At 68.9% G+C, this 26538-nt stretch carries 31 protein-coding genes; 20 read left to right on the top strand and 11 right to left on the bottom strand.

Features of this window, described 5'->3' with window-relative positions; all coding sequences use genetic code 11:
- The first annotated feature begins 50 nt into the window (after positions 1-50).
- Positions 51-971, top strand: a complete 921-nt coding sequence (locus tag K8940_RS15505) for an intradiol ring-cleavage dioxygenase (RefSeq protein WP_223390912.1) — start codon at positions 51-53, stop codon at positions 969-971.
- On the opposite strand, the gene K8940_RS15500 is transcribed toward K8940_RS15505, so the two are convergent.
- Positions 968-1510: a GNAT family N-acetyltransferase gene (locus K8940_RS15500; RefSeq protein ID WP_223390910.1), complete on the bottom strand. Its 543-nt coding sequence runs from the start codon at positions 1508-1510 to the stop codon at positions 968-970. The genes K8940_RS15505 and K8940_RS15500 overlap by 4 nt on opposite strands.
- 186 nt (positions 1511-1696) lie before the next feature.
- Between K8940_RS15500 and K8940_RS15495 the strand changes: the two genes are divergently transcribed.
- From K8940_RS15495 to K8940_RS15480, 4 genes are all read left to right on the top strand, one after another.
- On the top strand, positions 1697-3331 hold the full coding sequence (locus tag K8940_RS15495; RefSeq protein WP_223390909.1) for a PAS domain S-box protein: 1635 nt from the start codon (positions 1697-1699) through the stop codon (positions 3329-3331).
- Complete coding sequence (locus K8940_RS15490; RefSeq protein WP_223390907.1) at positions 3324-3947, top strand: response regulator transcription factor; 624 nt, start codon at positions 3324-3326, stop codon at positions 3945-3947. The genes K8940_RS15495 and K8940_RS15490 overlap by 8 nt, the downstream gene beginning before the upstream one ends.
- A gap of 79 nt (positions 3948-4026) precedes the next feature.
- Positions 4027-4428 (top strand): response regulator, encoded by a 402-nt coding sequence (locus tag K8940_RS15485; RefSeq protein ID WP_223390906.1) that lies wholly within the window; start codon positions 4027-4029, stop codon positions 4426-4428.
- A gap of 156 nt (positions 4429-4584) precedes the next feature.
- On the top strand, positions 4585-6183 hold the full coding sequence (locus K8940_RS15480) for a methyl-accepting chemotaxis protein (protein ID WP_223390905.1): 1599 nt from the start codon (positions 4585-4587) through the stop codon (positions 6181-6183).
- A gap of 4 nt (positions 6184-6187) precedes the next feature.
- Here K8940_RS15480 and K8940_RS15475 read toward each other — a convergent pair whose 3' ends face one another.
- From K8940_RS15475 to K8940_RS15465, 3 genes are read right to left on the bottom strand one after another with little or no spacing between them, the layout of a single operon-like run.
- Positions 6188-6487, bottom strand: coding sequence for a hypothetical protein (locus tag K8940_RS15475; RefSeq protein ID WP_223390903.1), 300 nt, complete (start codon positions 6485-6487; stop codon positions 6188-6190).
- A 21-nt stretch (positions 6488-6508) separates the two neighbouring features.
- On the bottom strand, positions 6509-6757 hold the full coding sequence (locus K8940_RS15470; RefSeq protein ID WP_223390901.1) for a hypothetical protein: 249 nt from the start codon (positions 6755-6757) through the stop codon (positions 6509-6511).
- A 10-nt stretch (positions 6758-6767) separates the two neighbouring features.
- Complete coding sequence (locus tag K8940_RS15465; RefSeq protein ID WP_223390900.1) at positions 6768-7034, bottom strand: hypothetical protein; 267 nt, start codon at positions 7032-7034, stop codon at positions 6768-6770.
- 122 nt (positions 7035-7156) lie between these two features.
- On the opposite strand from K8940_RS15465, the gene ccoN reads away from it, so the two are divergent.
- From ccoN to K8940_RS15420, 9 genes are all read left to right on the top strand, one after another.
- A complete protein-coding gene (gene ccoN, locus K8940_RS15460; RefSeq protein WP_223390899.1) occupies positions 7157-8851 on the top strand; it encodes a cytochrome-c oxidase, cbb3-type subunit I in 1695 nt (564 codons plus the stop codon).
- 7 nt (positions 8852-8858) lie between these two features.
- Complete coding sequence (gene ccoO, locus K8940_RS15455) at positions 8859-9602, top strand: cytochrome-c oxidase, cbb3-type subunit II (protein ID WP_223390898.1); 744 nt, start codon at positions 8859-8861, stop codon at positions 9600-9602.
- The gene (locus K8940_RS15450; protein ID WP_223390897.1) at positions 9599-9766 is read left to right on the top strand and encodes a cbb3-type cytochrome c oxidase subunit 3; all 168 of its coding nucleotides are present in this window, start codon (positions 9599-9601) and stop codon (positions 9764-9766) included. Before ccoO ends, K8940_RS15450 begins: the two co-directional genes overlap by 4 nt.
- Positions 9766-10635, top strand: coding sequence for a cytochrome-c oxidase, cbb3-type subunit III (gene ccoP / locus K8940_RS15445; protein ID WP_223390896.1), 870 nt, complete (start codon positions 9766-9768; stop codon positions 10633-10635). Before K8940_RS15450 ends, ccoP begins: the two co-directional genes overlap by 1 nt.
- A gap of 5 nt (positions 10636-10640) precedes the next feature.
- Positions 10641-12140 (top strand): cytochrome c oxidase accessory protein CcoG, encoded by a 1500-nt coding sequence (gene ccoG / locus K8940_RS15440; RefSeq protein WP_223390895.1) that lies wholly within the window; start codon positions 10641-10643, stop codon positions 12138-12140.
- Positions 12137-12637, top strand: a complete 501-nt coding sequence (locus tag K8940_RS15435; RefSeq protein ID WP_223390894.1) for a FixH family protein — start codon at positions 12137-12139, stop codon at positions 12635-12637. The genes ccoG and K8940_RS15435 overlap by 4 nt, the downstream gene beginning before the upstream one ends.
- Positions 12634-14820 (top strand): heavy metal translocating P-type ATPase, encoded by a 2187-nt coding sequence (locus K8940_RS15430; RefSeq protein WP_223390892.1) that lies wholly within the window; start codon positions 12634-12636, stop codon positions 14818-14820. The genes K8940_RS15435 and K8940_RS15430 overlap by 4 nt, the downstream gene beginning before the upstream one ends.
- The gene (ccoS, locus tag K8940_RS15425) at positions 14817-14981 is read left to right on the top strand and encodes a cbb3-type cytochrome oxidase assembly protein CcoS (protein WP_223390891.1); all 165 of its coding nucleotides are present in this window, start codon (positions 14817-14819) and stop codon (positions 14979-14981) included. The genes K8940_RS15430 and ccoS overlap by 4 nt, the downstream gene beginning before the upstream one ends.
- A gap of 136 nt (positions 14982-15117) precedes the next feature.
- Positions 15118-15762, top strand: coding sequence for an OmpW family outer membrane protein (locus K8940_RS15420; protein ID WP_223390889.1), 645 nt, complete (start codon positions 15118-15120; stop codon positions 15760-15762).
- 109 nt (positions 15763-15871) lie between these two features.
- Here the strand turns inward: K8940_RS15420 and K8940_RS15415 are convergent, their stop codons facing one another.
- The 5 genes from K8940_RS15415 to K8940_RS15395 all read right to left on the bottom strand — a co-directional run bounded on the left by K8940_RS15415 (position 15872) and on the right by K8940_RS15395 (position 19616).
- Positions 15872-16525 (bottom strand): helix-turn-helix domain-containing protein, encoded by a 654-nt coding sequence (locus K8940_RS15415; RefSeq protein ID WP_223390887.1) that lies wholly within the window; start codon positions 16523-16525, stop codon positions 15872-15874.
- A 65-nt stretch (positions 16526-16590) separates the two neighbouring features.
- The gene (locus K8940_RS15410; protein WP_223390886.1) at positions 16591-17190 is read right to left on the bottom strand and encodes an NAD(P)H-dependent oxidoreductase; all 600 of its coding nucleotides are present in this window, start codon (positions 17188-17190) and stop codon (positions 16591-16593) included.
- 64 nt (positions 17191-17254) lie between these two features.
- Positions 17255-18418: an NnrS family protein gene (locus K8940_RS15405; protein ID WP_223390885.1), complete on the bottom strand. Its 1164-nt coding sequence runs from the start codon at positions 18416-18418 to the stop codon at positions 17255-17257.
- Between the two features lie 71 nt (positions 18419-18489).
- A complete protein-coding gene (locus K8940_RS15400) occupies positions 18490-18870 on the bottom strand; it encodes a response regulator (RefSeq protein WP_223390884.1) in 381 nt (126 codons plus the stop codon).
- Between the two features lie 56 nt (positions 18871-18926).
- Entirely contained in the window at positions 18927-19616 is a 690-nt protein-coding gene (locus tag K8940_RS15395) for an alternative oxidase (protein WP_223390881.1), read from the bottom strand.
- Between the two features lie 145 nt (positions 19617-19761).
- Between K8940_RS15395 and K8940_RS15390 the strand changes: the two genes are divergently transcribed.
- Positions 19762-21252, top strand: coding sequence for a PAS domain-containing sensor histidine kinase (locus tag K8940_RS15390; RefSeq protein ID WP_223390880.1), 1491 nt, complete (start codon positions 19762-19764; stop codon positions 21250-21252).
- Positions 21245-21853, top strand: coding sequence for a response regulator FixJ (gene fixJ, locus K8940_RS15385; RefSeq protein ID WP_223390879.1), 609 nt, complete (start codon positions 21245-21247; stop codon positions 21851-21853). The genes K8940_RS15390 and fixJ overlap by 8 nt, the downstream gene beginning before the upstream one ends.
- Before the next feature lie 7 nt (positions 21854-21860).
- On the opposite strand, the gene ric is transcribed toward fixJ, so the two are convergent.
- Both ric and K8940_RS15375 read right to left on the bottom strand, forming a co-directional pair.
- The gene (gene ric, locus K8940_RS15380; RefSeq protein WP_223390878.1) at positions 21861-22520 is read right to left on the bottom strand and encodes an iron-sulfur cluster repair di-iron protein; all 660 of its coding nucleotides are present in this window, start codon (positions 22518-22520) and stop codon (positions 21861-21863) included.
- Between the two features lie 23 nt (positions 22521-22543).
- Positions 22544-22768: a hypothetical protein gene (locus K8940_RS15375; RefSeq protein WP_223390877.1), complete on the bottom strand. Its 225-nt coding sequence runs from the start codon at positions 22766-22768 to the stop codon at positions 22544-22546.
- 170 nt (positions 22769-22938) lie between these two features.
- Between K8940_RS15375 and K8940_RS15370 the strand changes: the two genes are divergently transcribed.
- Genes K8940_RS15370 through K8940_RS15355 form a run of 4 tightly spaced genes read left to right on the top strand, consistent with a single transcriptional unit; the run spans position 22939 to position 26450 of the window.
- A complete protein-coding gene (locus K8940_RS15370; RefSeq protein ID WP_223390876.1) occupies positions 22939-23448 on the top strand; it encodes an SCP2 domain-containing protein in 510 nt (169 codons plus the stop codon).
- Positions 23449-23450: 2 nt separating this feature from the next.
- Positions 23451-24443, top strand: coding sequence for a peptidase U32 family protein (locus K8940_RS15365; RefSeq protein ID WP_223390875.1), 993 nt, complete (start codon positions 23451-23453; stop codon positions 24441-24443).
- A complete protein-coding gene (locus tag K8940_RS15360; protein ID WP_223390873.1) occupies positions 24440-25342 on the top strand; it encodes a U32 family peptidase in 903 nt (300 codons plus the stop codon). Before K8940_RS15365 ends, K8940_RS15360 begins: the two co-directional genes overlap by 4 nt.
- Before the next feature lies 1 nt (position 25343).
- Positions 25344-26450 (top strand): NAD(P)/FAD-dependent oxidoreductase, encoded by a 1107-nt coding sequence (locus K8940_RS15355; RefSeq protein ID WP_223390871.1) that lies wholly within the window; start codon positions 25344-25346, stop codon positions 26448-26450.
- Positions 26451-26538: the final 88 nt, after the last annotated feature.

The following is a 26538-nucleotide window of genomic DNA, read 5'->3' as shown; positions in this document are numbered from 1 at the left end:
TGCTGCCTCAAGACCGCGCGGCGGTCGAACTCAAGGGAGAGCGCAGGCCGATGCACGAACACGACCATCTCGAAGACCATGATCTGGGCCTCAATCACGACCTGGAGGTCATGGCCAAGCACACCCTGGCGCGCCGTCGTCTGCTGAGCCTGTTCGCGGTTGGCGGGACCGGCGCGTTGATCGCCGCGTGCGGCGGCGGAGGTTCGGACTCCAGCAGCGCCGCGTCGTCGACCTCGACCACCACGACGACTGGGACGACGACCACCACGGGCACGACGACTACCGGGACGACCACCGGAACCACGACGACGACCAGCTGCGTGGCCGATCCGACCGAGACCAACGGGCCCTATCCGTCGGATGGCACCAACAGCGTCAACGGCGTGATCTCCAACAGCCTGACGACCAGCGGCATCGTGCGCAGCGACATCCGCTCCAGCTTCGGCAGCTACAGCGGCACGGCCGATGGCGTGCCGCTGACGATCACGATCAAGGTGGTGAACACCAATTCCAGCTGCGCGGTCCTGTCGGGCTACGCCGTGTACATCTGGCACTGCACGCGCGAAGGCAATTATTCACTCTATACGGTCACGAACCAGAACTATCTGCGCGGCGTGCAGGTCACCGACTCCAACGGCGAAGTGACGTTCACGACCATCTATCCGGGCTGCTATTCCGGCCGCTGGCCGCACATCCACTTCGAGGTCTTCCCGAGCCTCGTGAGCGCGACGACCCAGCGCAACGCCACGCTGACCTCGCAGTTCGCCATGCCGTCCAGCGTGTCCAGCACCGTCTACAACGGCGCCAGCGGCTATTCGTCCAGCGTCACCAACCTCGCGGCGATCACGATCGCCAGCGACAATGTCTTCGGTGACAACACCTCGGCCCAGATCACGGCCATGACGCCGACCGTGACGGGCAGTGTCTCGGCCGGCTATACGGCGACGGTGACGGTCGGCATCGCCGTCTAGACGGCGCGTTCGGCCAGGCGCAGGCCGTGGTCGTCGGACACCGGGCGGACCGTGAAGCCCATCTCGCGCTCCAGATCCAGGGCGGGATGGTTGTCGGCCGTCTCGATCGACTCCACGACCTTGACGCCGACGGCGCGGGCGTAGGTCAGGGCGTGCTTCAGCAGCGACCAGGAGAGGCCGCGACCCTTCAGGTCGGAACGGACCGACACCGCGACCTCGGCGCGCTCGGCGTCGAGGCCGGTCGCCAGCGTCGCCACGGCGAGGATCGCGCCGTCGGCGGCGTCGCACGACACGAAGGTCCTGTCCGGCCCGTCGTCGTTCCTGATCATCAGCGCCAGTTGCCGCTCGTCGACCGTCTTGAGGCTGGCCAGGAAGCGGTGGCGCCGGTCCTCGGGGCTCAGGTCCGCGAAGAAGGCGGCCAGCGCGTCGTGATCGGCCGACGTCGCCGGACGCATGCGAACGTCAAGGCCGCCTTGGGTGCGCGCCACGACCGTCAGGTCGCGCGCTAGGGTGTCGGTGTCGGTGTCGTGCTTGGGCATGGGAGGGCCTCGTTCTGTCGCCCTCAATGTCGCGCGGGAGGGGGCGCCCGCGCCATTCGGTAGTACCCCCGACGTAGTTTCCCGGATCAGCGCGCAGGCGCCGGAGGCTTTAGTCGGGCGCCCGACGCTTGATCCCGCCATCCGACGCAGGCCATCATCGGCGCGACGAGGATTTCGGCGGACCGCATGGATATCGGCAAGGCGTCGCGACTGGCCGACGTTCAGCATCTGATCGCCTATGGCCTGGCCCTGGCGGGCTTCGCGACGGCCGCGGTCGCCCTCGGCCTGAAGGCGAGGCGACGCCGCGACGCCGCACCGGCCGGCGCGGCCGCGCACCAGCTGAACCTCCTGATCGACGGCGCGGCCGAGTACGCCATCTACATGCTCGATCCCAAGGGCGACGTGCTGATCTGGAACGCCGGCGCCGAGCGCCTGAAAGGATGGGCCGAGGCCGAGATCCTGGGACAGAACACCGCCGTCTTCTATCCCGAGGACGCCAAGGACCGTGACAAGCCCGCGGCCGACCTAGCCCGCGCCCGCGAGCAGGGCCGGTTCGAGGAGGAGGACTGGCGGGTCCGGAAGGACGGCTCGGAGTTCCTGGCCCACGTCTCGGTCACGGCCCTGCGCGACGGCGGCGGCAAGCTCGAGGGCTACGGCGTGGTCGTGCGCGACGCCACCGACCAGCGCGCCAGCGAGCGGGCCCTGCGCGCCAGCGCCAACCACCTGCAATCGATCCTGTCGACGGTTCCCGACGCCATGATCGTCATCGACGACCACGGCCTGATCCTGTCCTTCAGCGCGGCGGCCGAGCGGCTGTTCGGCTATGCGGAGGCGGACGTCGTCGGGGCCAATATCCGCGTGTTGATGCCCTCGCCGGACCGCGAGCGGCACGACAGCTACCTGCAGCGCTATGTCGAGACCGGCGAGCGGCGGATCATCGGCCTGGGCCGTGTGGTCACCGGCCAGAGGCGGGATGGCTCGACCTTCCCGATGGAACTGGCGGTCGGCGAGGCCAAGGGGGAGGGACAGCGCGTCTTCACCGGCTTCATTCGCGACCTCACCGAGCGCTATCGCACCGAGGCCAAGCTGGAGACCCTGCAGGCCGAGCTGATCCACGTTTCGCGGGTCAGCGCCATGGGCGCCATGGCCTCGACCCTGGCGCACGAACTGAACCAGCCGATCACGGCCGTGGCCAACTACGTGCAGGGTGTCCGCAGCCTGCTGACACGACACGAGCCGGACGACCTGCCGATGATCCTGGAGGCGCTGGACGACGCCGTCAGCGAGGCTCTGCGCGCCGGCCACATCGTGCGCCGCCTGCGCGAGTTCGTGGCGCGCGGCGAGGTTGACAAGACCGCCCACGACCTTTCGGCCCTGGTCCGCGAGTCGATGACGCTGGGCCTGGTCGGGGCGCGGGTGCACGGCGTCGAGGCCGAGGTGAGCCTGGATCCCGCGATCGGCCGCGTGCTGGTCGACAAGGTCCAGATCCAGCAGGTGCTGGTCAATCTGGCCCGCAACGCGGTCGAGGCCATGGCCGACTCGCCCGAGCACCGCCTCTGGTTCAGCAGCCAGGCCCAGGAGGGCGGGCTGGTCCGCCTGACCGTCGCGGATTCCGGTCCCGGGGTCCCCCACGACGTCATCGACGGCCTGTTCAGCGCCTTCGTCAGCACCAAGTCCGAAGGCATGGGCCTGGGTCTTTCGATCTGCCGTACGATCGTCGAGGCGCACGGCGGCCGGATCTGGTTCGAACCGCGGCCGGGCGGCGGTTCGCAATTCCATTTCACGCTCGTCCGGGCGGAGCCGGAGCAGGTCGATGGCTGACAAGAGCGTAGTCCACATCGTCGACGACGAGGACGCCGTCCGGCGCTCGGCCAGCTTCCTGCTGCGCACCGCCGGCTACGCCGTCACCACCCACGCCTCCGGGGTCGCCTTCCTGAAGGAGGCCAAGGGGCTGGAGCCGGGCTGCGTGCTGCTGGACGTGCGCATGCCCGACATGGACGGGCTGGCGGTGCAGGCCGAGATGATCGCCCGAGGCCTGGCCTTGCCGGTGGTCGTGCTGACGGGCCACGGCGATGTCTCGGTCGCCGTGCGGGCCATGAAGGCCGGCGCCGTCGACTTCCTGGAAAAGCCCTTCGAGCAGGCCGACCTGATCGACGCCATCGAGCGCGGCCTGGAGCGACTGCAAGCCGCCGAGACCAAGATCCTGCGCGCCGGCGAGGCGTCGACGATCCTGGCGGGGCTCAGTCCCCGCGAACTGGACGTGTTCAAGGGCATGGTGCGGGGGCTGCCCAACAAGTCGATCGCCTTCGACCTAGGCATCTCGCCCAGGACCGTCGAAGTGCACCGCGCCAACCTGATGACCAAGCTGGGGGTGCGCAACCTGTCCGAGGCCCTACGGCTGGCGTTCGCGGCGGGCCTGGACGCCTCGATCACCTAGGGGGTCTACGTAACGACAGCGACTTTCGCGTCGGGCAAGGGTTCGGACAGTCAGTTTCGACTCGCCGCCTTGATGCCAGATGACCTCGCCGCCCAGCGCCTCCGAAAGCCGGACATCGGTCCTGCTAGTCGAGGACGATCCCGCCATCCGCCGGTCTCTGCAGCTTCATCTGCGCGCGCGCCGCTTCGACGTGCGGGCCTTCGGGGCCTGCCGGCCGGTGCTGGCCGATGGCGCGGCCGGCGAGGCGGCGGTGCTGGTCTCGGAATACAAGCTTCCCGACGGCGACGGTCTGGGCCTGCTGACCGCGCTGCGCGCCAAGGACTGGCGGGGCGTGGCCATCCTGCTCACGTCCGAGACGACGCGGGACCTGGAAGAGGCGGCCCGGTCGGCCGGATACGCCCGCGTGCTGCGGAAGCCGATCATCGAGGCCGCCCTGGGCGACATGATCGAACGTCTCCTGCGCGATGGCGCGGGCGCCTGAGTGGCGGATCGCCGTTATTGGTTCAGTCTAAGATGCCTACCGCAGGTATCTTTTTAGGTGGAATTACGTAGGCGCTGTATTCGCCAATCATTGGTCACGGTCACTTCGAATTAACGGCTAGCGTCGAGACTCTCCGCGACCTGGGAGAGTGTTTCCGTGATCGAGTTCGACAGTATCGAGGCTCAACGCCGTACGGGCGGAAAGCTCATCGTCGCCTGCCAGGTGGCGATGGCTGGCCTCATTCCCGCCGCTCAGGCCTTCACCGGCCGGTTCGACCTGGTTTCGACCTTGATGACGGCCGGCCTGGCCGCCGTGGCGCTGGTCGCCTACCGGCTGTGGACCGACCGCTTCGGCCAACGGCTGGGAGCGGCGATGATGCTGGTGGCCCAGATCACGCTCTTCGTCCTCGCGTTCCAGGGGCATCCCCTGCAGGCCGAGGCCCGCATGGCCTATCTGGCGGGGCTGGCGCTGCTGGTGGCGTTCGGCGAGTGGCGGATCGTGGCGGCGGCCGCCGCGGCGATCATCGGCATCGACGTGCTGGCGCCGTTCGTCGCGCCTCATAAGCTTTCGGCCGCCTCGAGCGTCTGGTCGATCGCGTTCGGCATCGGCGTCACCCTGGCCACGGCCTGGTCGCTGATCTGGCTGACCGCCGGCGTCTCGCGCCTGTTCGTCACCGTGTCGGCGCGCACCGAACGCGCCGAGGCCGCCGTCCACGACGCCGAGGCGGCCAACGCCACGGCCTCGGCCGAACGCGCCGCGCGTGACGCCTCGAACGCCGAGAAGGCGGCCGAGAAGGCGGCGATGGAAGCCGAGCAGTCCCTGGTCGTCGCCGAACTGGAGAAGGCGATCGAGAGCCTGGCGGGCGGCGACCTGACCTGGCGCCTGCGCCGGACGTTCGCGCCGCGCTACGAGGCCCTGCGCGAGACCTTCAACGGCGCCTTCGAGCGCCTCCAGGCGACCATGGGCGAGATCACGGTCAACGCCCGCAGCATGAGCGCGGGCGTCGGCGACATGAGCAGCGCCACCGACGAGCTGTCTCGCCGCACCGAACAACAGGCCGCCAGCCTGGTCGAGACCGCCACGGCCCTGGGCCAGGTCACCGCCGCCGTCAACGAGACGGCCAAGAACGCGCGTCAGGCCAACGCCGCCGCCGCCGCCGCCCGTCGCGAGGCCGAGCATTCCGACCCGGTCGTGACCGAGGCGGTCGAGGCCATGACTCAGATCGAGACCTCGTCGGGCCAGATCGGCAAGATCATCGGCGTGATCGACGAGATCGCCTTCCAGACCAACCTTCTGGCCTTGAACGCCGGCGTCGAGGCCGCGCGCGCGGGCGACGCGGGCAAGGGCTTCGCGGTCGTGGCCCAAGAAGTGCGGGCCCTGGCCCAGCGGTCGGCCGACGCCGCCAGCGAGATCAAGACCCTGGTCGCCGCGTCGGGCGCTCAGGTGCAGGCCGGCGTCGAGCGGGTCGACCGCACGCGCGAGGCGCTGCAGCGCATCGTCGCCCGTGTCGCCGAGATCGATGTCCAGGTCGACGCGATCGCCCGTTCGGCCCAAGACCAGGCCCAGAACCTCGGGGAGGTCAACGGCGCGGTCAGCGAGATGGATCGCGTGGTGCAGCAGAACGCGGCCATGGTCGAGGAGACCACCGCCGCGGCCCACGCCCTGGCCTCGGAAGCCGAGACCCTGGCCGGCCGCATCGGCCGCTTCCGCATCGAGGCCGACGCCCGGCCGGGCCAGACGGCGCTGGTCGCCTAACGCCCTAGTCGTCCCGCCCGCCCGGAATCAGGCGCAGGACCACCTCGTGCGTGGCGCTCGGCGTCTCGGGCTGGTCGGGCCGGGGACGACGCAGGACGATCCGCAGCGCCGAGATCAAGGCGGCGCTGGCGCTGATCTCGTCAGGATCCATATACAGCCCCATCGCGTCGGCCAGGCGGCCGCGATCGAGCACGCCGTTGGCTTCCAGCTCGTCGCACAGCGGCAGGTAGGTCGCAGCGATCAGCTTGACCAGATCCGTCGAGCTGAAGGTCACCTGCGGCGCCTGCGGATCGCGTTCGCTCATGACCTTGGTCTTTTTCCTGGATCAGGCGCCGGTCTTGGCCGCGTCGTCGCACAGCACGCCCGCCAAGGCGTGGGCGAGGGTGGTCCACGGCGCGCCCGCATCGGCGGCAGCGCCCGCGGCTATACGACGCGCCAGGGAGGCGGGATCGATCGCGCCGGCGCTATGCAGCGCGCGGCATAACGGCAGATAGGTGGTGGTGAACAGCCGGACGACATCGTCGCCGGCGAAAGCCGGAATGTCGTCGCGATCGGACGAAAAGCTCTCGGCCACGCGGGCGGTGTCAGCCGGCGACGCGCACGGGGCGAGCGGCCAGGGCCGGACGGCGCAGCAGCGCCGCGCTGGCCATGAAGGCCAGGGTCAGGGCGGCCGCGACGCCGCAGGCCGGGCAATGGCCGGCCAGGGTGAGGAGGTCGTCGCGCGAACTGCACAGCGGTCCGGCGGCCAGGCGCGGCATGGCCTCGGCATAGGCGATCAGCCAGCCGAACAGGGCGGCCACGCCGATGATCGGCGGAACGCGACGGCGGATGTTTTCGAACGTGGCTGACATGGCGGTCTCCCAGTGCGCTCTCACCATGGTCGGATCCGAGACGGCCGGCTTTGACAAGGATCAAAGCCCAACTCGCGGGAGCGTGAGACCTGAGGGGTCAAGGTTCGCCGCACGGAGTCCGCATGTCCGCCCCGTCCACTCTCAATGCCGCCGGTCCGTCCGCGGGCCCAGGCAGCGCAAGCCCGCCCGCGGGCTCTGGCGCGCTACTCATCATCAGTGTCGTCGGAACGTTTCTGGCGATTCTCGGCGCGGGCTTGACCCACGATCCGATCTTCCGGCTGCAGGCCGGCACCGCCGCCATCGGCGGCATACTGGCGTCGTTCGCCCTCGCTTCGGGTCTGTCGGGCGGCAAGCTGCTCGACTACCCCGGCAAATATTCGGACAACGTCATCAAGGCCGGCGTCATCGCCACGATGTTCTGGGCCGCCGCTGGCCTGCTCGTGGGCGTGATCATCGCCGCCCAGCTGTCTTGGCCGAGGATCTTCTACTTTCCCGAGGCTGGCTGGCTGAACTTCGGCCGCCTGCGCCCGCTGCACACCTCGGCGGTGATCTTCGCCTTCGGGGGCAACGCCCTGATCGCCACGTCGTTCTGGGTCGTCCAGCGCACTTGCAAGGCGCGCCTGGCCGGCGGCATCACGCCGTGGTTCGTGTTCTGGGGCTACCAGCTGTTCATCGTGCTGGCCGGCACCGGCTACCTGATGGGCGCCACGCAAGGCAAGGAATACGCCGAGCCCGTCTGGTACACCGACCTGTGGCTGACGGTCGTCTGGGTCGCCTACCTGCTGGTCTTCCTGGGCACGATCTGGAAGCGCAAGGAACCCCACATCTATGTGGCCAACTGGTTCTACCTGGCCTTCATCGTCACCATCGCGCTGCTGCACCTGGTCAACAACGCCGCCGTTCCGGTCGGCCCGCTGAACCACCTGTCGTACGGCGTGATGGCCGGCGTCCAGGACGCCCTGACCCAGTGGTGGTACGGCCACAACGCCGTCGGCTTCTTCCTGACCGCCGGCTTCCTGGCCATGATGTACTACTTCGTGCCCAAGCGCGTTGAGCGCCCGGTCTTCAGCTATCGCCTGTCGATCGTGCACTTCTGGGCCCTGATCTTCATCTACATCTGGGCTGGCCCGCACCACCTGCACTACACGGCCCTGCCGCAGTGGGCCCAGACCCTGGGCATGACCTTCTCGATCATGCTGTGGATGCCCTCGTGGGGCGGCATGATCAACGGCCTGATGACCCTGTCGGGCGCGTGGGACAAGCTGCGCACCGACCCCGTCGTCCGCATGATGGTCGTCGCCATGGCCTTCTACGGCATGGCCACCTTCGAAGGTCCGGTGATGTCGATCCGCGCCGTCAACGCGCTGAGCCACTACACCGACTGGACCATCGGCCACGTTCACGCGGGCGCCCTCGGCTGGGTCGGCTTCATCACCTTCGGCGCGATCTACTGCATGGTGCCGTGGCTGTGGAAGAAGAAGGAAATGTACTCGACCAAGCTGATCGAGTGGCACTTCTGGATCGCGACCACCGGCATCCTGCTCTACATCGCCGCGATGTGGGTGTCGGGCATCATGGAAGGCCTGATGTGGCGCGAATACACGCCCCAAGGCTTCCTGGCCTACAGCTTCATCGAGACGGTTTCGGCCAAGCACATCGAGAACGTCATCCGCACCATCGGCGGCCTGATGTTCCTGGCCGGCGCCGTGATCATGATCGTCAACATGTGGCTGACGATCGCGACCCCCAATCCCGAAACGGCTGACGCCGAGCTGACCGACGACACGTCGACCGCTCCCGCCACCGCGATCGCCTGAGGTTCCGATGTCTCTCTGGAAACACCACGCCAAGTTCGAGCGGCACTCGCTGCTGCTCCTCATCGGGATCGTCGTCGTCGTGTCGATCGGCGGCCTCGTTGAAATCGCCCCGCTGTTCTGGCTGCAGAGCACGATCGAGAAGGTGGAGGGCGTTCGTCCCTACACCCCGCTCGAGCTGACCGGCCGCGACATCTATGTCCGTGAAGGCTGCTACCTCTGCCACTCGCAGATGGTTCGCCCGCTGCGTGACGAGGTCGAGCGCTACGGTCACTACAGCCTGGCCGCCGAGAGCATGTACGACCACCCGTTCCAATGGGGGTCCAAGCGCACCGGTCCCGACCTGGCCCGCGTGGGCGGCAAGTATTCCGACAGCTGGCACCGCGACCACCTGATCGATCCGCGCTCGGTGGTGCCGGAGTCGGTGATGCCGCCCTACAAGTTCCTGGCCGAGAAGGAGCTGGACTATGGCGACATCGTCGACCGGATGAAGGCTCAGCACGCCGTCGGCGTCCCCTACACCGCCGACATGATCACCAACGCCAAGAAGGATCTCGAGGCTCAGGCCGATCCGTTCTCGACCGACGCGGTGGCCCTGCGCGCCCGCTACGGCGAGAAGATCGTCAACCGCGACTTCGACGGCGATCCGAACAAGATCACCGAGATGGACGCCCTCGTGGCCTACCTGCAGATGCTGGGCACCATGGTGGACTTCAAGTCCTACAAGGCCCAGTCGCCGGAGAACCAGCGATGAGCGGCCTGACCTACGAGACCGTGGCGCGCATCGCGCAGCAAGGCGGGCTGATCTACTTCGGCCTGATCTTCCTCGCGGGCGTCGTCTACGCCCTGCGGCCTTCCAAGAAGGCTGAATTCCAACACGCCGCGCGTATGCCGCTGGATGACGAGGAGCTGGTCTAATGGCTCACGAAAAAGATACCGACGAGGTCACCGGCGTCGACACCACCGGTCACGAGTGGGACGGCATCAAGGAGTTGGACAATCCGCTGCCCCGTTGGTGGTTGTGGGTCTGGTACGCGTCGATCGCCTGGTCGATCGGTTACTGGATCCTGATGCCGGCTTGGCCCGGCATCCACGGCTACACCAAGGGCCTGCTGCACCAGTCCGACCGCGTCGAAGTCAGCAAGCAACTGACCGCCCTGGACATCAAGCGCGGGGAGGGCGCGGCCCAGCTGCGCACCGCCAGCCTGGAGCAGATCGAAAAGGATCCGAAGCTCAACGCCTACGCCCAGCAGGTCGGCCAGTCGGTCTTCGGCGACAACTGCGCCACCTGCCACGGCATCGGCGGCACGGGCGGCAAGGGTTACGCCAACCTGCGTGACGACGTCTGGCTGTGGGGCGGCAAGCTGGAGGACATCCAGTACACCATCACCCACGGCGTGCGGACCGGCGCCGACGGCGCGCGCATGTCTATGATGCCCGCCTTCGGTCGCGACGAGATGTTGCAGCCCGCGCAGATCGACGACCTGACTGAGTACGTGGTCAAGCTGTCGAACCGTCCGGCGGACGCCGCCGCGGTGGCGCGGGCCCAGCCGCTGTTCGAGGCCCAGTGCTCGGCCTGTCACGGCGTCGAGGGCAAGGGCATGGTCGAGCTCGGCGCGCCGAACCTGACCGACGCCGACTGGCTGTATGGCGCTGATCGTACGGCCATCCGAGGCCAGATCTTCTCCGGCAACGGCGGCGTCATGCCGACTTGGCAGGGTCGTCTGAGCCCCGAGACCATCAAGGCCCTGGCGGTCTATATTCACTCCAACGCTGGCGGTCAGTAAGGGCTATGCCCACGGTAATCGACAATACGCGTCCAAAATCCGACGCCCGGTCGGCGGTCTCGGCCGCCGCCCGGGCGAAGGGCAAAGGCGGGCCCGAAGGGCAGCTCTACAAGCCGCGCCAGCCCATCTATCCCAAGCTCGTGCACGGCAAGTGGCGGGCGGTGAAGTGGGCGCTGCTGATCTTCACCCTGGCCGTCTACTACATCACGCCGTGGATCCGCTGGCATAGGCCGGACGGCTTCCCGCAGCAGGCGGCGCTGGTCGACTTCACCGGCCGGCGCTTCTACTTCTTCGACATCCAGCTGTGGCCCCAAGAAGTCTACATCTTCACCGGGCTGCTGGTCATGGCGGCCCTGGCGCTGTTCCTGGTCACCGCGCTGTTCGGCCGCCTGTGGTGCGGCTACGCCTGTCCGCAGACCGTGTGGACCGACCTCTACATCGTGGTCGAGCGCCTGTTCGAGGGCGACCGCAACGCCCGCATGCGCCTGGACGCCGCGCCGCTGTCGTTCGACAAGATCTGGCGCAAGACCGGCAAGCACCTGGTCTGGCTGGGCATCGCCTTCGGCACCGGCGGCGCCTGGATCTTCTACTTCCACGACGCGCCGAACCTGATCCGCACGTTCTGGACCGGCGACGCGCCGATCACGGCCTACGCCTCCTGCTTCCTGCTCACCTGCACCACCTACATCTTCGCCGGCTGGATGCGCGAGCAGGTCTGCACCTACATGTGCCCGTGGCCCCGCATCCAGGGCGCCATGCTGGACGACCACTCGCTGCAGGTCACCTATCTGGCCTATCGTGGCGAGACCCGCGGTCCCCACAAGAAGGGCCAGAGCTGGGAGGGCCGCGGCGACTGCATCGACTGCCACCAGTGCGTGGTCGTTTGCCCGATGGGCATCGACATCCGCGACGGCGCGCAGATGGAGTGCATCAATTGCGGCCTCTGCGTCGACGCCTGCGACGAGATGATGATCAAGGTGGGCCGCCCCACCGGCCTGATCGCCTACGACTCCGACTATGTCGTCGCGGCCCGCAGCAAGGGCGAGAAGGCCGTCTACAAGCCGATCCGTTCACGGACGATCTACTACGCCCTGGCCATGTCCGTCGTCGGCGGCCTGACGCTGTGGTCGCTGGTCACCCGACCTAAGGCGGATCTCAGTGTTATCCGCGACCGCAATCCGATCTTCGTGCGCATGCACGACGGGGCGGTGCGTGACGGCTACACGCTGAAGATCGGCAACCGCACCTTCGAGCCGCGCACCTTCGACATCACGTTCGAGGGCGTGCCCGGTGCGCGTCTGAGCCAACCCGGTCAGACTGGCCGCACGGTCAGCGTCGTCGTGCCCGCCGACCAGGTCGCGCCGCTGCGCGTCTTCGTCACCGCGCCGCCGGACCTGGAGGGAGAACGGCCCGCGAGTGTTCCCGGCCGCTTCGTCATCCGATCCGGCGACGTCCGGGCCGAGACCAAGACCGTCTTCCTCTCTGGAGCCGCGAACCCGCAATGACCGTCGCCGCCCATCCCCTCGACAAGCCCGCGTCCGAGAAGGGGCGCATCACCGGCTGGCACGTGCTGATCGGCATGGTGCTGTTCTTCGGCATCGTAATCGCCGTCGATACGCTGTTCATGGTCAAGGCCTATCGCAGCTTCTCGGGCGAGGTCGCGTCCAACCCGTACGAGGCGGGCCTGGCCTTCAACAAGACCCTGGCCCAACGCCGTCGCGAGGCGGCCTTGGGCTGGTCGGCCGGGGTGGAGACGACCGGCGGCAAGACGGTGGTGGTCACGCTCGCCGACCGCGCCGGTAAGCCGCTGGACGGCCTGTCGGTGACGGGCACGCTGGAACGTCCGGCTACCGAGACCGGGCGTCAGACGCTGAACTTCAAGCCGCTCGGCCAGGGCCGTTATCAAGCCCAGGCCCGGCTGGACGGGGCCTGGGACCTGCGCGGCGTAGCCCGTAATTCGCGCGACATGATCGAGATCGAAACCCGACTGGTGGCGCCATGAGCATAGCGCTGCATCGTGACCTCGAGGCCTTTGTCGAGCGCGACGAGGCGGGGCGAGGGCGGGTCGAACTGCTGGTCAATGGCGCGCGCTGCGCCGGCTGCATCAGCAAGATCGAGAAGGCCGTTCGCGGCGTGCCCGGCGTCAGCGCCGCGCGCCTGAACCTCACCACCGGCAAGCTGGCTGTCGAGCTGGAGCCGGGCAAGGCCGATCCGCAGGCCGTGGTCGATACGGTCGAGGGCCTGGGCTACCGCGCCTGCCTGTTCGACCCGGCCGAGGCCAAGGCCGCCCAGGATCGCGAAGGCCGCGAGCTGGCCCTGGCCCTGGGCGTGGCCGGATTCGGCGCCGGCAACGTCATGATGTTCACGGTCCCGGCATGGGCGGGCCTGTTCGGCCAGGAGCTGAACGCCTCGACCCTGACCCTGATGTACTGGATGGCCGCGATCGTCGCGACGCCGTGCGCCCTGTTCGCCGGCCGGCCGTTCTTCCGCTCGGCCTGGGCGTCGCTGAAGCGCGGCAAGGCCAATATGGACGTGCCGATCTCGATCGGTGTCATCCTGACCCTGATTGTCAGCTTCTCCGAGACGATCCTGCACGGCCAGCACGCCTATTTCGACGCGGCGGTGACGCTGCTGTTCTTGTTGCTGATCGGCCGCTATCTGGATCATCGTCTGCGCGCCAACGCCCGCTCGGCCGCGCGCGACCTGCTGGCCCTGCAGACGCCGGTGGCCATGCGCCTGACCGGCGATGTCGAGCAGGGGATCCCCGTGGCCGAGGTCGCGGTCGGCGACCGTCTGGTCGTCGCGCCGGGCGAGCGCGTGCCCGTGGACGGCCTGGTCGAGAGCGGGCGCTCGGATCTGGACAACGCCCTGATCACCGGCGAGACGGCTCTGGCCCCGGTCGGCGCCGGCGCGCGCCTGCATGCGGGCGCCCTGAACCTGTCGGGCCGCCTGGTCATGACCGCGACGGCCAGGAGCGAGGACTCGACCCTGGCCGCCATCGCCCGGCTGATGGAAGCCGGCGCCCAGACCCGTTCGGCCTATGTCCGCCTGGCCGACAAGGCCGCCGCACTCTACGTCCCGGTGGTCCACACGATCGCGGCCCTGACCTTCGTCGGTGGCTGGGCGCTTGGCCTGGGGCCGCGCGAGGCGCTGCTGCGCGCCGCCGCCGTGCTGATCGTCACCTGTCCCTGCGCTCTGGGCCTGGCCGTGCCGGCCGTGCAGATCGCCGCCAGCAGCCGCCTGTTCCGCAAGGGCGTGCTGGTCAAGTCCGGCGCGGCGCTGGAGCGACTGGCCGAGGTCGATCACGTCGTCTTCGACAAGACCGGCGTGCTGACCGAGGGCCGGCCCCGCCTGATCGACGCGCCCGCCCATCTGCTCGCCCTGGCCGCGCCGCTGGCGCGCGCATCGCGTCACCCCCTGGCCAAGGCCATGGCGCTGGAGGCCGGCGTCGGTCTCGTGGCCGCCGAGTGCGTCGAGACCGCCGGGCTGGGCGTGGAAGGCCTGATCGACGGCCGCCGCGCGCGCCTGGGCCGCGCGGCCTTCGTCGGCGTCGAGGGCGGGGACGCTCGCGAGACCGAGTTGTGGTTCGGCTTCGAGGGGGACGTGAAGATCCGCTTCGTGTTCGAGGACCAGCCCCGCGCCGACGCGGCCGAGACCATCGCCGAACTGCGCCGCCTGGGCCTTTCCGTCGAGGTGCTGTCGGGCGACCTGGCCGGTCCCGTGCGGGATATCTGCCATGGCGCCGGGATCACCGACTGGCGCGCCGGCCTGACGCCGTTCGAGAAGGCTTCGATCGTCGACGCGCTGAAGGCCAACGGTCGCAAGGTGCTGATGGTCGGCGACGGCCTGAACGACGCCGCCGCCCTGGCCAAGGCGCATGCCTCGATGGCCCCGGGCGCGGCGGTCGACGCCGCCCAGAACGCTGCCGACCTGGTGTTCACCGGCGAAGGTCTGGGCGTGGTGGTCGAGGCGATCGAGACGGCGCGCGAAGCGCGTCGCCGGGCCCTTGAGAACTTCGGGTTCTCGGCGCTCTATAATCTGGTCGCCGCGCCGGCGGCTATGCTTGGCTTCATCAATCCCTTCATCGCGGCCCTGGCCATGTCGGGTTCGTCGATGGTGGTGCTGCTGAACGCCGCCCGTCCAAGTGTTTCCCAGGCGCGCCTGTCCCTGAGGAGCCGTCGATGAACATCGTCCTTTTCCTGGCGCCCTTTTCGGTCGGACTGGGCGCCTTGGGCCTGCTGGCCTTCTTCTGGACCATGCGCTCGGGCCAGTACGACGATCCGAAGGGCGACGCCGAGCGCATCCTCTATGATCACCTGGATGAAGGACCTGAAAGCGACCAATAAAGTCGTTCAGGTCTTACGTAGTCATCCTGAGGGGCGGTCGCATACAAAGCTGATTGAGATCAAGGTTTCGGGTTTGGGCAATCTCTAGAACAGTACTGCGACGTGATTGATGTCGCCAAATGTACGGGGATAGAGAATGAAGAGCCTCCTGATTTCGGCCGCCGCGACCACGTTGCTGTTCGCCGGCGCGGCTCAAGCTCAAGACTTCAAGCCGAACGCCAAGGGCGACCTGATCGTCCACGTCCGGGTGACTCAGGTGGCGCCGGCCAAGGACGCCTCGATCGTCACCGCCGCTGGCGTGGCGAGCGGGCTGAAGGCCCACGTCGAGAACGACGTGAAGCCGACCCTGGGCTTTACCTACTTCCTGACCGACAAGGTCGCCGTCGAAGCCATTCTGGGCACCACCCAGCACGACATCCGGGCGCAAGGTCCGGGCACGGACGTCCTGGTTCATAAGACCTGGGTCCTGCCGCCGGTGGTCACCCTGCAGTACCACCCGCTGCCCAACGCGCGCGTCAGCCCCTATGTCGGCGCGGGCCTGAACTACATGCTGTTCTACAGCGACAAGAACAAGAACGGCTTCACCGTGAAGGTCGACGACGGCGTCGGCTACGCGATCCAGGCGGGCGTCAACATCAAGCTGAAGAACAGCTGGCTGATCAACGCCGACGTCAAGAAGGTCTATTTCGACACCGACGCCAAGATCAACGGCGGCGCGCTGAAGGCCAAGGTGAACCTGGATCCGCTGGTCAGCTCGATCGGCATTTCGCGTCAGTTCTAAGGAGATCGGCCAGAGCGTCCGACCTCCTCCATGCACGGGCGTTCTTCCGTAAGCCCCCGTCGACTGGCCCAGTCGACGGGGGCTTTCCTTTTTCGGGGGAGGGGGAGCCTCAGGCGGCCAGGCTGGAGGCCAGCTGGCGGGGGCGAACGATCTGGAAGCGGCGCGAGCCGTCCAGGCAGATCAGGCCGTCGTGCTGCAGCTGGGTCAGCATGCGAGACACCGTCTCGATCGTCAGGCCCAGATAGTCGGCGATGTCCTGGCGGCACATCGGCAGGCTGGCCCAGGGACCCGGGCCGCGCTCGGCGATCTCGATCAGGAAGCAGGCGACTTTCTCGTAGGCGTTGCGGCGGGCCAGCACCATCGAGCGCTCCTGGGCCCGTTCCAGCTGTTCGCTGGTCACCCGCCAGATCATCCGCTCGATCTGGGCGCCGGCCTCGACCACGACCAGTGCGCGGCGCTTGACGATCTGGACCTCGCAGTGGGTCAGGGCTTCGGCGGCCTGGCGATGACGGGCGCCGACCTCGAGGCCAAACATGTCGCCGGGAAAGTAGAAGGCGGCGACCTGCCGGCGGCCGTCCGAGATCAGGCAGGTGCCGCGCACGACGCCGCTGACGACCTTGTAGAAGGCCTCGGTGGGAGCTTCCTGGCCGTAGATCTCCTCGCCGGCCTCGAAACGCTGGACGTGGGCGAGGGCCGCGAAGGCCGCTTCGGCCCGTCGGGTCGCGGCTGGGCCGCCAGGATCTTGGAAGTATTGAACCGGCATGGAATCCCCCAGGGCTCCGCGAAGCCTAGGGTCGGCGAGGGGCTCGCCTCCATTGGGAGTTCTACTTAGCCGAGCTCGGTTCCCAGCATCGCGCCCGTGACAGAAGCGCGCACCTGATCGAAGCCGCGCTCGGCGAAGTCGGGGCTCATGTCGGGACCGACGCCGCCCACGTGTTCATGGCCGACCACGCGCAGGCCGGTCATGGCCGACAGGTGCAGGTCGAAGTGCCGGTTCAGGGTGTTCAGGGCGCCGGTCTTCTCGACCCAGACGTCGGGCGCGCCCGAGGTCGTGACGCTCATCAAGGTCTTGCCCACCAGCAGCGGGTCGGCGCCGTGCGCGGTCGGCTGGTAGCCGAAGCCGGCGCTCAGGACGCGGTCGACATAGCCCTTGAGAATCGCGGGCGGGCCGTTGAACCACAGCGGATAGACCAGCAGCAGGCCGTCGACGGCGCTGAGCAGGCTGCGTTCGGCCACGACGTCGGGGGCGGGGCGCTGTCCGCCGCCAGCCAGCTCGGTGGCGGACAGGCGCGGATCGAAGTCCATGGCGTAGAGGTCGCGAACGACCACGTCGGCGCCGGCCTCGCTCAGGACCTGAACGCAGACCTTGGCCAGGGCCGCGCCATAGCTGGCGGACGAGGGATGGGCCAGGATCAGGGCGATCTTCATGCGGCGGCTCCGTTGCGGTCTTGCTCAGTAGGCGCGGTTCGAAGCGGCCTCGCCTTGATCTGGATCACTTGCGGGGGCGAGTGAGCATCGGGCCGTAGGCGATCGCGAAGCCGCCATAGGCCAGGCTCCAGCAGAGCGCGGCCAGGACCAGCAGGCCCGGCTGGAACGCTCCGGCGAACGGCGCGGCGACCCGCATCAGCGCGGCCAGGTTGATCGCCACGAAGATCCCGACGGTCGCCCTGTCGGCGGTCAGCGGGCGGCCGGTGTGGCCGCGCGTGGCCCGGCACATCACCGCCAGGCAGGTGACGCCGATCGCGCCGGCCGACAGGGCGTGGACGCCGGCCGCCAGGGGAACGAAGGGCGTCAGGACGCTGGCGCCCAGCAGGACCAGACCCAGGGCCAGCCAGGCATAGCTGACATGCAGGATCGTCAGCAGCGGCTCGGCCGTGGTCTTCTGGCCCTGCCAGCGGCTCATGCGGGCCAGGTTGGCGACGCCGGCCGCCAGCAGCAGGACGCCGGCGGCGGGCTGGGTCGGGAACGCCGTCCAGACCAGGGCGGCGACGGCCGCGCCGACCACCGCCACCTTGTCCAGGGTGTTGAAGGGCGTCGGCAGCAGCGTGGCGCCGCGTTGGCGTAGCCAGTTGGTGGTGAAGCTGGGGGTGATGCGGCCGCCGATCAGGGCCAGCATGCCGGTCGCCGCCGCCATGGCCATGCGCCAGCCCAAGCCTTGCAACTCGAACGTCGCGTCCAGGTGGAAGGCGATATTGGCGCCGGCGAGCAGGCTGGTCAGCAGGCAGATCGGCAGGTTGCGCCAGTTCTTTCCGGACAGCACCTCGCGCCAGATCACCAGGGCGAAGACGATGGTGAAGGCCGCGTCGATCCAGATGGCGACGGGGCCGATGAACGCCTCGGCCAGCATCGCGAGACGACCGGCCAGCCACAGCGCCCACAGGGCGGCCAGCTTGCCGCCGATCACCGGCATCCGGCCCGTCCAGTTGGGCACCGCCGTGGTCAGGAAGCCGGCGACGATCGCCGGCAGGACGCCGAACAGCATCTCGTGGATGTGCCAGTCGCGGTGTCCGGCGATGGCGGGCCCGCCCATCAGCGACCAGATCCATAGCGGCACGGACAGCGCCGCCCAGATCGCGCCCGAGAAGAAGAAGGGCCTGAAGCCGTAGCTGAATAGGGCGGGGCCGTCATAGGCGCGGCGTTGTTGGGCGGTGGACATGGATCGACTCTAGGACGAGGACGGGCCTTGTCGTTGTGCGTCGACAAACCTGCTTGAACAGGTCCGCTTTTTCAGCGGGCGAGCGCGGCGTCCAGGGCCTGGAGCAGGGTATCGCCCAGAAGGGGTTTCTCGATCAGCGACACGTGGTCCCGCAGGGCGGCGCGGCTGAGTTCGGTGGTGGGATTGGTCGCGGTCATCAGCACGGCGGTGCTGGCGTTGCGCGCGCGCACCTGCTCGACCAGTTGCGGCCCGGGGATCGTCGGCGGGGCGTGGCCGATGATGACGGCGTCGACGACCTCGGCGTCCAGGCGCTGGGTAAAGCTGCGCGGATCGCCGAAGGGCTCGACGGCGTAGCCGTCCAGGGCCAGCGAGAAGCACAGCGCCTGACGGACCGCCACGTCCTGGTCGAGGAGCAGGACGCGCGGCGCGTTGGGAGAGAGGGCGATGGACACGGGACGGTTCCGGGGCGAGGACGGCGACGCCTTTCGACGTCGCCGTCAGAGGGAGATCAGGCGGCCGCCTTCCAGTTCGGTTCGAGAACCACGTGCGGCGGGCAGGGCGCCACCTCGCCCGCGGGCAGGCCGCACAGCTCGTTGGCGAAGCCGTGGTTGACGTCGCGGTGGTGGGCCTCGTCGGCGCGGACGACCTCGACCACGTCACGCAGGGTGCTGCCGGCGGGCAGGTTCCAGTAGTCGAGGGCGATCTGCGGCGCCGGAACGTTGGCGCTGCGGCCTTCGTCGATCTCGGCGAGATAGTGCGTGTAGCTGATCACCGCTTCTTCCTCGAAGTAGCCGACCACGCGGTGGGCGGTCTTCGAACTGACCAGGTAGAGGCCGAAGAAGAACATGTAGAAGACCCACTGAGCGGCGACGACCACGAAGCGCTCGAACAGGGTCGGCTTGGCCACCTCGATGAAGGTCATCAGGTGCATGCGCTCGTTCTCGGCCTCGTCCATCAGGGTCTTGATCCAGCCCTTGTCGCCTTCCATCCGGCGCAGGCACTTCAGGTGGTTCAGCGTGGCGCCGACCATGCCGGGCACCGCCGCGACGGTTTCCAGGACCACGGCGCGGTGGCCGTAGCGCTTGGCGAAGAAGGTGTCGGCGCAGAAGCGCAGGGCCTTGACGAAACCGAAGGCGACGACGTCCGAAACGCCCTTGGGCCGGTGGTGGACGTCCAGATTAATTTGGGGACCAGTCATGGCCGCTGCCCTTATACAGGTGACGAGCCCTTGGCCGCCCGATGAGAAGCTTGATACGGCCGCGCGGCTGGTCGAAAAATTCTGGTCTGACCCTAAGGAGAATCCCTGGGTGGCCAGGCTCGTCGACGGGCCCTAGCGCGGAGACATGACCATCGACGAGTTCCTCAAATCGCGGCCGGACCCCGTGCGGGAATGGGCGATGGCCGCGGGCATCGCGGTGGGGCTCGTCATATTGGGCGCGGCCACGCGCCTGCTGTTCGAGCCGCTGCTGGGCGATCGCGGGCTTTATCTCTTCTTCTTTCCGGCGGTGGTCGCCGCCGCGGCCTATCGCGGGCTGGCGGGCGGATTGCTGGCCAGCGCCCTGGGGCTGGTCGCGCTGCTGGGACTGGGCAGCCGACACGACGGCCTGGACCTGGGCGACTGGATCGGCGCGGGGCTCTATGTGGCCGTCAGCGGCGCCATCAGCTTCGGCGGCGAGCGGTTCCGCATCGCGCGCCGGCGGGGGGACGGGGTGACCGAGGATCTCCTACTGCGCGAGGCCCACCTGGCCTCGATCCTCGACACCGTGCCCGACGCCATGGTGCTGATCGACGAGGCGGGTCTGGTGCGGTCGTTCAGCTCCACCGCCGAGCGCCTGTTCGGCTGGACGGCGGCCGAGATGGCCGGCCAGAACGTCAGCCGGCTGATGCCCGAACCCTACCGCTCGGCGCATGACGGCTATCTGCAGCGCTACTACGCCACGGGCGAGCGGCGGATCATCGGCCTGGGGCGCGTGGTGATCGGCGAACGCAAGGACGGCTCGACCTTTCCGATGGAGCTGGCGGTCGGCGAGATTCGGACCGGGCGAGGTCGCTTCTTCACCGGCTTCGTGCGCGACCTGACCGAGACCCAGCGCACCCAGGCCCGGCTTCAGGAGCTGCAGGGCGAACTGGTGCACATCGCCCGCCTGACCTCGATGGGCGAGATGGCCTCGGCCCTGGCGCACGAGATCAACCAGCCGCTCTCGGCCATGGCCAACTACCTGAAGGGCGGCCGTCGGCTGCTGGAGGAGCCCGAGATCGACCGCGCCCTGCTGGGCGGCGCGCTGGACAAGGCCGGCGAACAGGCTCTGCGCGCGGGGGCCATCATCCGCCGCCTGCGCGACTTCGTGGCTCGCGGCGAAACGGAAAAGCACATCGAGAGCCTCAAGCGCATGGTCGAGGAGGCCGCGGCCCTGGCCCTGGTCGGGGTGCGCGAGCTGGGCGTGGACGTGCGCTTCGGCTACGACAACGAGGTCGACCAGGTGCTGGCCGACCGGGTCCAGGTCCAGCAGGTGATCGTCAACCTGGTCCGTAACGCTGTCGACGCCATGGAAGAGAGCGAGCGGCGCGAGCTGAACATCAGCGTCGGGCGCCTGGACGACGAGGCTCTGGTCACGGTCAGCGACACGGGGCCTGGAATCGCCCCAGAAATCGCCGACAGCTTGTTCTCGCCGTTCATGACCACCAAGCGAACCGGTATGGGTGTCGGACTGTCGATCTCGCGGACGATCATCGAGGCGCACGGCGGCCGGCTGTGGGTCGAAGCCACCGAAGGCGGCGGCGCGACCTTCAAGTTCACCCTGAAGACCGTGGAAGGAGACCTGGATCTTGAGTGAGGGTGTCGTTCACATCATCGACGACGATGCGGCCATGCGCGACTCGCTGGGCTTCCTGCTGCAGGTCAATCGCATCCCGTATCGCCTGTTCGAGTCCGCCGTGGCGTTCCTGGAGGACCTGCCCGAGGATGGCGGCTGTGTTCTCACCGACGTGCGCATGCCCGAAATGAACGGCATCGAGATGGTCCGTCGTCTCAAGGAGCGGGGCTATCGCGCGCCGGTGGTCGTCATGACCGGCCACGCCGACGTGCCGCTGGCGATCGAGGCGATGAAGGCCGGGGTGGTAGACTTCATCGAAAAGCCCTTCGACGAAGAGCTGCTGCTGTCCGCGCTCCGCACGGCGCTGCAGCAGGGCAAGGCCCAGAGCGAGCAGGACGCCGCCCTGTCGGAGACCCGCAAGCGCATCGCCGCCCTGTCCCCGCGCGAGAGCGAGGTGCTGGGCGGCCTGGTCGAAGGCAAGGCCAACAAGGTCATCGCCTACGACCTGGGCATCAGCCCGCGCACGGTGGAAATCTACCGCGCCAACCTGATGACCAAGATGCAGGCGCGCAGCCTCTCCGAGCTCGTGCGCATGGCCTTGTCGGTCAGGGAGCCCGACTAGACAGGCCCTAGCCGAAACGTCGGAACAGGATGTTGTTCTCCAGGTGCATGTGGTCGCGCAGGTCGGCGTCGATCTCGCGGCACAGCGCGTAGAGCGCCTGCCAGGTGTTGCACGCCTCGGGGGGCGGAGCGAAGTCGTGCGTCAGCCGGGCCAGGCCCTTCAGCTGCTCGACGACGTCCTCGTGCTCGGCCTCCATGCAGGCGATCGGGCCGGCCGCGTCGGCGTCGCCACGCCGCATCATCGGGAAGAGGCCCATCTCCTCCTTCTGATGGTGCATCTCCAGGTCGTCGAACATGAAGGCCAGGTGCTGCGAGAGGCCGGTGGGGCAGTCGAGGTCGTCGCGGTGCACCGCCTCGACGCGAGCGGCCAGGCGGATCGCCTCAGGAAACTGGCGGCGATGGACCTCGTGATAGCGTTCCAGCAGATGGTCGATCAGCGCGGCGGTCTCGGTAGGCGCGGGCTCGTCCGTCGGCGTCGCCGCCTCGAGCGCGGCGATCAGCCTGTCGACCTCGACGCCGCGTTTCTCCGCCGCCGACGCCAGCGACGCCCCGCCGCCGCAGCAGTAGTCGATCTTGAAGCGACGGAAGACGGCCGTGGCTCCCGGGCGACGGATGGCGATGTCGCGAACGGCCAGATGGCGCAGGGGCAGGGCGGCGGTGATGTCCATGATGATCTCCTCTGCCATTCCGACTACGACGCCGGCCGATCCTGGACGTTGCGCGCCGCCAAATTCGTGTCGCCGGTCGGGTAGTAGGCCAGCATGGCGCCGCGGCGGCCCGCCGGGGCCAGCAGGCCCTCGCGGACCAGCTCGGCGCACAGCGCGCGCAGGCCCGAGGTTCCCGGAACCTGGCTGACATAGAAGACACCGCGCGTCCTGGCGCGGGCCACCACCGCGTCCTTCGCCCAATCGCTCATGATCCGTCCTCCATCGCCGAGAACGGTTAGCGCCTCGCCGCGCGCGGAACGTTGCGGACGCTCAAAGGCGCGTTTCGGGCGTCTTGATGAGCGTCAAGCCGGGCCTTGAACGGCGTCATTGTCCGCGCGTCGACCAAGCCTAGGGTCGCGGCCCCAACTTTGGAGGCGACATGACTGGTGCTCGACGACAGGGCGGCAAGGGCCGCTGGGAGGCGCTGCTGGCGCGTCCGTTGCTGCTGCCGCCCAGCGCCTTCCTGACGTTCAGCCTGCGTCGCCTGGCGCGGGCCCATCCGGAGGCTTTCGTCCGGCTGGGCGAGCATGCTCGGCGGCTGTACCTGATCGCGCCGACCGACCTCCCGGTGGCCTTCTGTCTTCGCCCTGCCGGAATCGAGGGCGAGATTCGTCTGGTCGCGGCTGGGGCTGCGCCCGAGGCGGCGGTGCGGATCCGCGGCGCCCTGCTGGATCTCCTGCAACTGTTCGACGGCACGATGGACGCCGACGCCGCCTTCTTCTCGCGGCGGATCCAGGTGGAGGGCGACACCAGCGCGGTGGTCGCCCTGCACAACGCGCTGGAGGCGGCCGATCTGACCCTGGCCGACCTGATCGGCGCGCCCAGGCCGGCCCGCGATCTTGTCAATCGCGGCCTGAACTGGACGACCCAGCGCTGGCGGAGCGCCTGAGCGTGGGATCGATCGAACTGGTCTGTCCCGCCGGCTCGCCGCCGATGCTGCGCGCCGCCGTCGAGGCCGGCGCCGACAGCGTCTATTGCGGTCTGCGCGACGAGACGAACGCCCGCAACTTCCCGGGCCTGAACTTCTCGCCCGCCGAGATGACGGAGGCCGTCGCCTTCGCCCGAGGCCATGGGGCCAAGGTGCTGGTGGCCATCAACACCTTCGCCCGCGCCGGGGCCGACGAGACCTGGCGGCGCTCGGTCGACACAGCGGTCGCGGCCGGGGCGCACGCGGTGATCGTCGCCGACATCGGCGTGCTGTCCTACGCCCGTCAGGCCTATCCGGACCTGCGGCTGCATCTGTCCGTGCAGGCGGCCGCCAACTCGGCCGAGGCGATCGCCTTCTACGCCGAGTCCTTCGGCGTCCGCCGGGTGGTGCTGCCGCGCGTCATGACGGCGCCCGAGATCGCCACCCTGGCCAAGGCGACCAGCGTCGAGCTGGAGGCCTTCGTGTTCGGCGGTCTTTGCGTGATGGCCGAGGGTCGCTGCGCGCTGTCGTCCTATGCCACGGGCCGCTCGCCCAACCTGTCGGGCGTCTGCTCGCCGCCCGAGGCGGTGAGCTTCGAGACCGACGCGAACGGCCTGACGCCGCGCCTGGCCGGGGTGGCGATCGACCGTTTCGGGGCGGGCGAGTCGGCCGGCTATCCGACCCTGTGCAAGGGGCGCTTCGAGGCCATGGGCGACACCTCGTACCTGTTCGAGGATCCGGTCAGCCTGAACGCCATGACCGTCCTGCGCGACCTGCGCGCGGCCGGGGTCAAGGCGATCAAGGTCGAGGGGCGTCAGCGGGGCAAGACCTATGTCCGGCGCGTGACCGAGGCTTTCCGGGGCGCGATCGACGCCTTGGACGCCGGCCGCGACTGCGAGCCGTTCGCCCGCATGCTGACCGACCTGGCCGAGGGCGGGCGCGAGACCGAGGGCGCGTACAAGAGGAAATGGCGATGAGCGACCTGGAGCTGACCGTCGGTCCGCTGATGTTCCTGTGGTCGCCGGAGCGTATCACCGACTACTACGCCCAGGTCGCCGCCGCGCCAGAGGTGTCGCGCGTCTATCTGGGCGAGGTGGTCTGCGGCAAGCGCTCGCCGCTGACCGTGGAGTCGCTGCTGTTGGCCGAGGAGGCGCTGACCCGCGCCGGCAAGTCGGTGGTCTGGGCCAGCCAGGCGCTGCCCGCCACGCCGCGCGAGGCGAGGGCGGTGCGCGAACTGGCCGAGGCCAGCACGCTCCTGGAGGTCAACGACGTCGCGGCCCTGGCCTGCCTGCCGAAGGGCGCGGCCTTCGTCGCCGGTCCCATGCTGAACCTCTATAACGAGAGCGCCGTGACGGCCCTGGCGGCGCGGGGCTGCCAGCGGATCTGCGCCAATGTCGAGCTGTCGCTGGACGCCGTCGCCGCGATCGCCCGGGCGTGTCCCCAGGTCGAGATCGAGCTCTTCGCCTATGGCCGGCTGCCGCTGGCGCTGTCGGGGCGCTGCTATCACGCGCGGGCCCACAAGGCGCACAAGGACGGCTGCCTGTTCGTCTGCGAGACCGATCCCGACGGGATGACCGTCCGCACCGTCGACGGCGAGCCGTTCCTGGCGGTCAACGGCATCCAGACCATGTCGCACGGCGTCCATCTGGCTGACGCCGACGTCGAACGCCTGGTGGCGGCGGGCGTGAAGGCGTTGCGGATCTCGCCGCACACCGGCGACGTCCGGGCCGTGCTGGCGGCGTTCGGCGCCTTCGTGCGCGGCGAGTTCGACGGCGCCGGACTGCGGGCGGCGGTGGCGGCGACCCGGCCGCCGGGACCGCTGATCAACGGCTATCTGCACGGCCAGGCCGGCATGCTGTCGATGGAGACCCTCTGAGGTGCGGGTCGATGTCGCCATCGTGGGCGGAGGGATCGCCGGCGTCGCTCTGGCCGCGCGGCTGGCGCCCCGTCTGAAGGTGGCCCTGGTCGAGCGCGAGCCCGCCCTGGGCAGCATGACGACGGCGCGGTCGGCGGCGATGTTCCTGCCCTCGTACGGCGGTGCGGCCGTCGGCCCGCTGACCCGCGCCAGTCACGCGTTCCTGACGGCGGCCCTCGACCCGATCGGCGTGATCTTCCGGCCGCGCCAGGCGCTGCATGTCGGTCGCCTGCCGCATCTGGCGCCGTTCGGCCTGGCCCAGGCGGCCGACGTGCCGTTGCAGGCGCTGTCGCCGCGCCAGGCCGTGAGCCTGTTCCCGATCCTGCGCGAGGACGTGATCGACGGCGCCTGGCTGGAGGCCGAGGCTGGGGACATCGACGTCGCGGCGCTGCTGGACCTTTTCCGCCGCATGGCGCTCGACGCGGGCGCTCACCTGATCGTCGACTCGGGCGAGCCCAGGATCGAACGGCGCGGCGAGGAGTGGCGGCTGACCGGCGAGAAGGGGACGCTGGAGGCGAAGATCCTGGTCAACGCCGCCGGTCCGTGGGCCGATACCCTGGCGAAGGCCGCCGGCGTCGCGCCGCTGGGCCTGACGCCGCTGCGTCGCACGGTCGTCCTGACGCCGCCGGTCGAGCGCGCGGGGTTCTCGGCCTGGCCGATCGTCAAGGACGTGCGCGAGCGGTTCTATTTCCGGCCCTATCACGGCGCGCTGCTGATCACGCCGGCCGACGCCCAGCCTTCGCGACCTTGCGACGCGGCGCCCGAGAAGGTCGACATCGCGCGGGCGGTGCTGCGGTTCGAGACCATGTGCGACCATCGCGTGTCACGGGTCGAGCGCGCGTGGGCGGGTCTGCGGACCTTCGCCTCGGACCAGGCGCCGGCGATCGGCTGGGCGCCCGACGCCGAGGGGTTCTTCTGGCTGGCGGGGCTGGGCGGCTTCGGCGTCCAGACCTCGCCCGCGGTCAGCCAGCTGGCGGCCAGCCTGATCCTGGGCGAGGAACCGCCGGCGGCCCTGAGCGGCCACGGTGTCGACCCCCAGCGCTACGCGCCCGCGCGACTGGCGTCTTGACCGAAATCGGCTGGAACATTGATGGCCATCAAGGTTCGAGGGTGGCCTAAGGGCCTATAGCGATGGACCGGCGCCATTGTTGAAAGCC

This window comes from Caulobacter segnis (genome assembly GCF_019931575.1).
Lineage (GTDB): Bacteria > Pseudomonadota > Alphaproteobacteria > Caulobacterales > Caulobacteraceae > Caulobacter > Caulobacter segnis_C.
Note: the sequence above shows the minus strand (reverse complement) of the source record. Positions and strands in the feature narration are given on the sequence as shown.

Excerpts from the sequence above, each read along its gene's own strand:
- ccoS (WP_223390891.1), top strand. The coding sequence starts at position 14,817 with ATGAACATCGTCCTTTTCCTGGCGCCCTTTTCGGTCGGACTGGGCGCC.
- ccoP (WP_223390896.1), top strand. The coding sequence starts at position 9,766 with ATGGCTCACGAAAAAGATACCGACGAGGTCACCGGCGTCGACACCACC.
- K8940_RS15505 (WP_223390912.1), top strand. The coding sequence starts at position 51 with ATGCACGAACACGACCATCTCGAAGACCATGATCTGGGCCTCAATCAC.
- K8940_RS15485 (WP_223390906.1), top strand. The coding sequence starts at position 4,027 with ATGACCTCGCCGCCCAGCGCCTCCGAAAGCCGGACATCGGTCCTGCTA.
- K8940_RS15490 (WP_223390907.1), top strand. The coding sequence starts at position 3,324 with ATGGCTGACAAGAGCGTAGTCCACATCGTCGACGACGAGGACGCCGTC.
- K8940_RS15500 (WP_223390910.1), bottom strand. The coding sequence starts at position 1,510 with ATGCCCAAGCACGACACCGACACCGACACCCTAGCGCGCGACCTGACG.
- K8940_RS15375 (WP_223390877.1), bottom strand. The coding sequence starts at position 22,768 with ATGAGCGATTGGGCGAAGGACGCGGTGGTGGCCCGCGCCAGGACGCGC.
- K8940_RS15370 (WP_223390876.1), top strand. The coding sequence starts at position 22,939 with ATGACTGGTGCTCGACGACAGGGCGGCAAGGGCCGCTGGGAGGCGCTG.
- K8940_RS15395 (WP_223390881.1), bottom strand. The coding sequence starts at position 19,616 with ATGACTGGTCCCCAAATTAATCTGGACGTCCACCACCGGCCCAAGGGC.
- K8940_RS15410 (WP_223390886.1), bottom strand. The coding sequence starts at position 17,190 with ATGAAGATCGCCCTGATCCTGGCCCATCCCTCGTCCGCCAGCTATGGC.
- K8940_RS15360 (WP_223390873.1), top strand. The coding sequence starts at position 24,440 with ATGAGCGACCTGGAGCTGACCGTCGGTCCGCTGATGTTCCTGTGGTCG.
- K8940_RS15415 (WP_223390887.1), bottom strand. The coding sequence starts at position 16,525 with ATGCCGGTTCAATACTTCCAAGATCCTGGCGGCCCAGCCGCGACCCGA.
- K8940_RS15450 (WP_223390897.1), top strand. The coding sequence starts at position 9,599 with ATGAGCGGCCTGACCTACGAGACCGTGGCGCGCATCGCGCAGCAAGGC.
- K8940_RS15495 (WP_223390909.1), top strand. The coding sequence starts at position 1,697 with ATGGATATCGGCAAGGCGTCGCGACTGGCCGACGTTCAGCATCTGATC.
- K8940_RS15475 (WP_223390903.1), bottom strand. The coding sequence starts at position 6,487 with ATGAGCGAACGCGATCCGCAGGCGCCGCAGGTGACCTTCAGCTCGACG.
- ccoN (WP_223390899.1), top strand. The coding sequence starts at position 7,157 with ATGTCCGCCCCGTCCACTCTCAATGCCGCCGGTCCGTCCGCGGGCCCA.
- ccoG (WP_223390895.1), top strand. The coding sequence starts at position 10,641 with ATGCCCACGGTAATCGACAATACGCGTCCAAAATCCGACGCCCGGTCG.
- ric (WP_223390878.1), bottom strand. The coding sequence starts at position 22,520 with ATGGACATCACCGCCGCCCTGCCCCTGCGCCATCTGGCCGTTCGCGAC.
- K8940_RS15430 (WP_223390892.1), top strand. The coding sequence starts at position 12,634 with ATGAGCATAGCGCTGCATCGTGACCTCGAGGCCTTTGTCGAGCGCGAC.
- K8940_RS15420 (WP_223390889.1), top strand. The coding sequence starts at position 15,118 with ATGAAGAGCCTCCTGATTTCGGCCGCCGCGACCACGTTGCTGTTCGCC.
- K8940_RS15465 (WP_223390900.1), bottom strand. The coding sequence starts at position 7,034 with ATGTCAGCCACGTTCGAAAACATCCGCCGTCGCGTTCCGCCGATCATC.
- K8940_RS15405 (WP_223390885.1), bottom strand. The coding sequence starts at position 18,418 with ATGTCCACCGCCCAACAACGCCGCGCCTATGACGGCCCCGCCCTATTC.
- ccoO (WP_223390898.1), top strand. The coding sequence starts at position 8,859 with ATGTCTCTCTGGAAACACCACGCCAAGTTCGAGCGGCACTCGCTGCTG.
- K8940_RS15435 (WP_223390894.1), top strand. The coding sequence starts at position 12,137 with ATGACCGTCGCCGCCCATCCCCTCGACAAGCCCGCGTCCGAGAAGGGG.
- K8940_RS15390 (WP_223390880.1), top strand. The coding sequence starts at position 19,762 with ATGACCATCGACGAGTTCCTCAAATCGCGGCCGGACCCCGTGCGGGAA.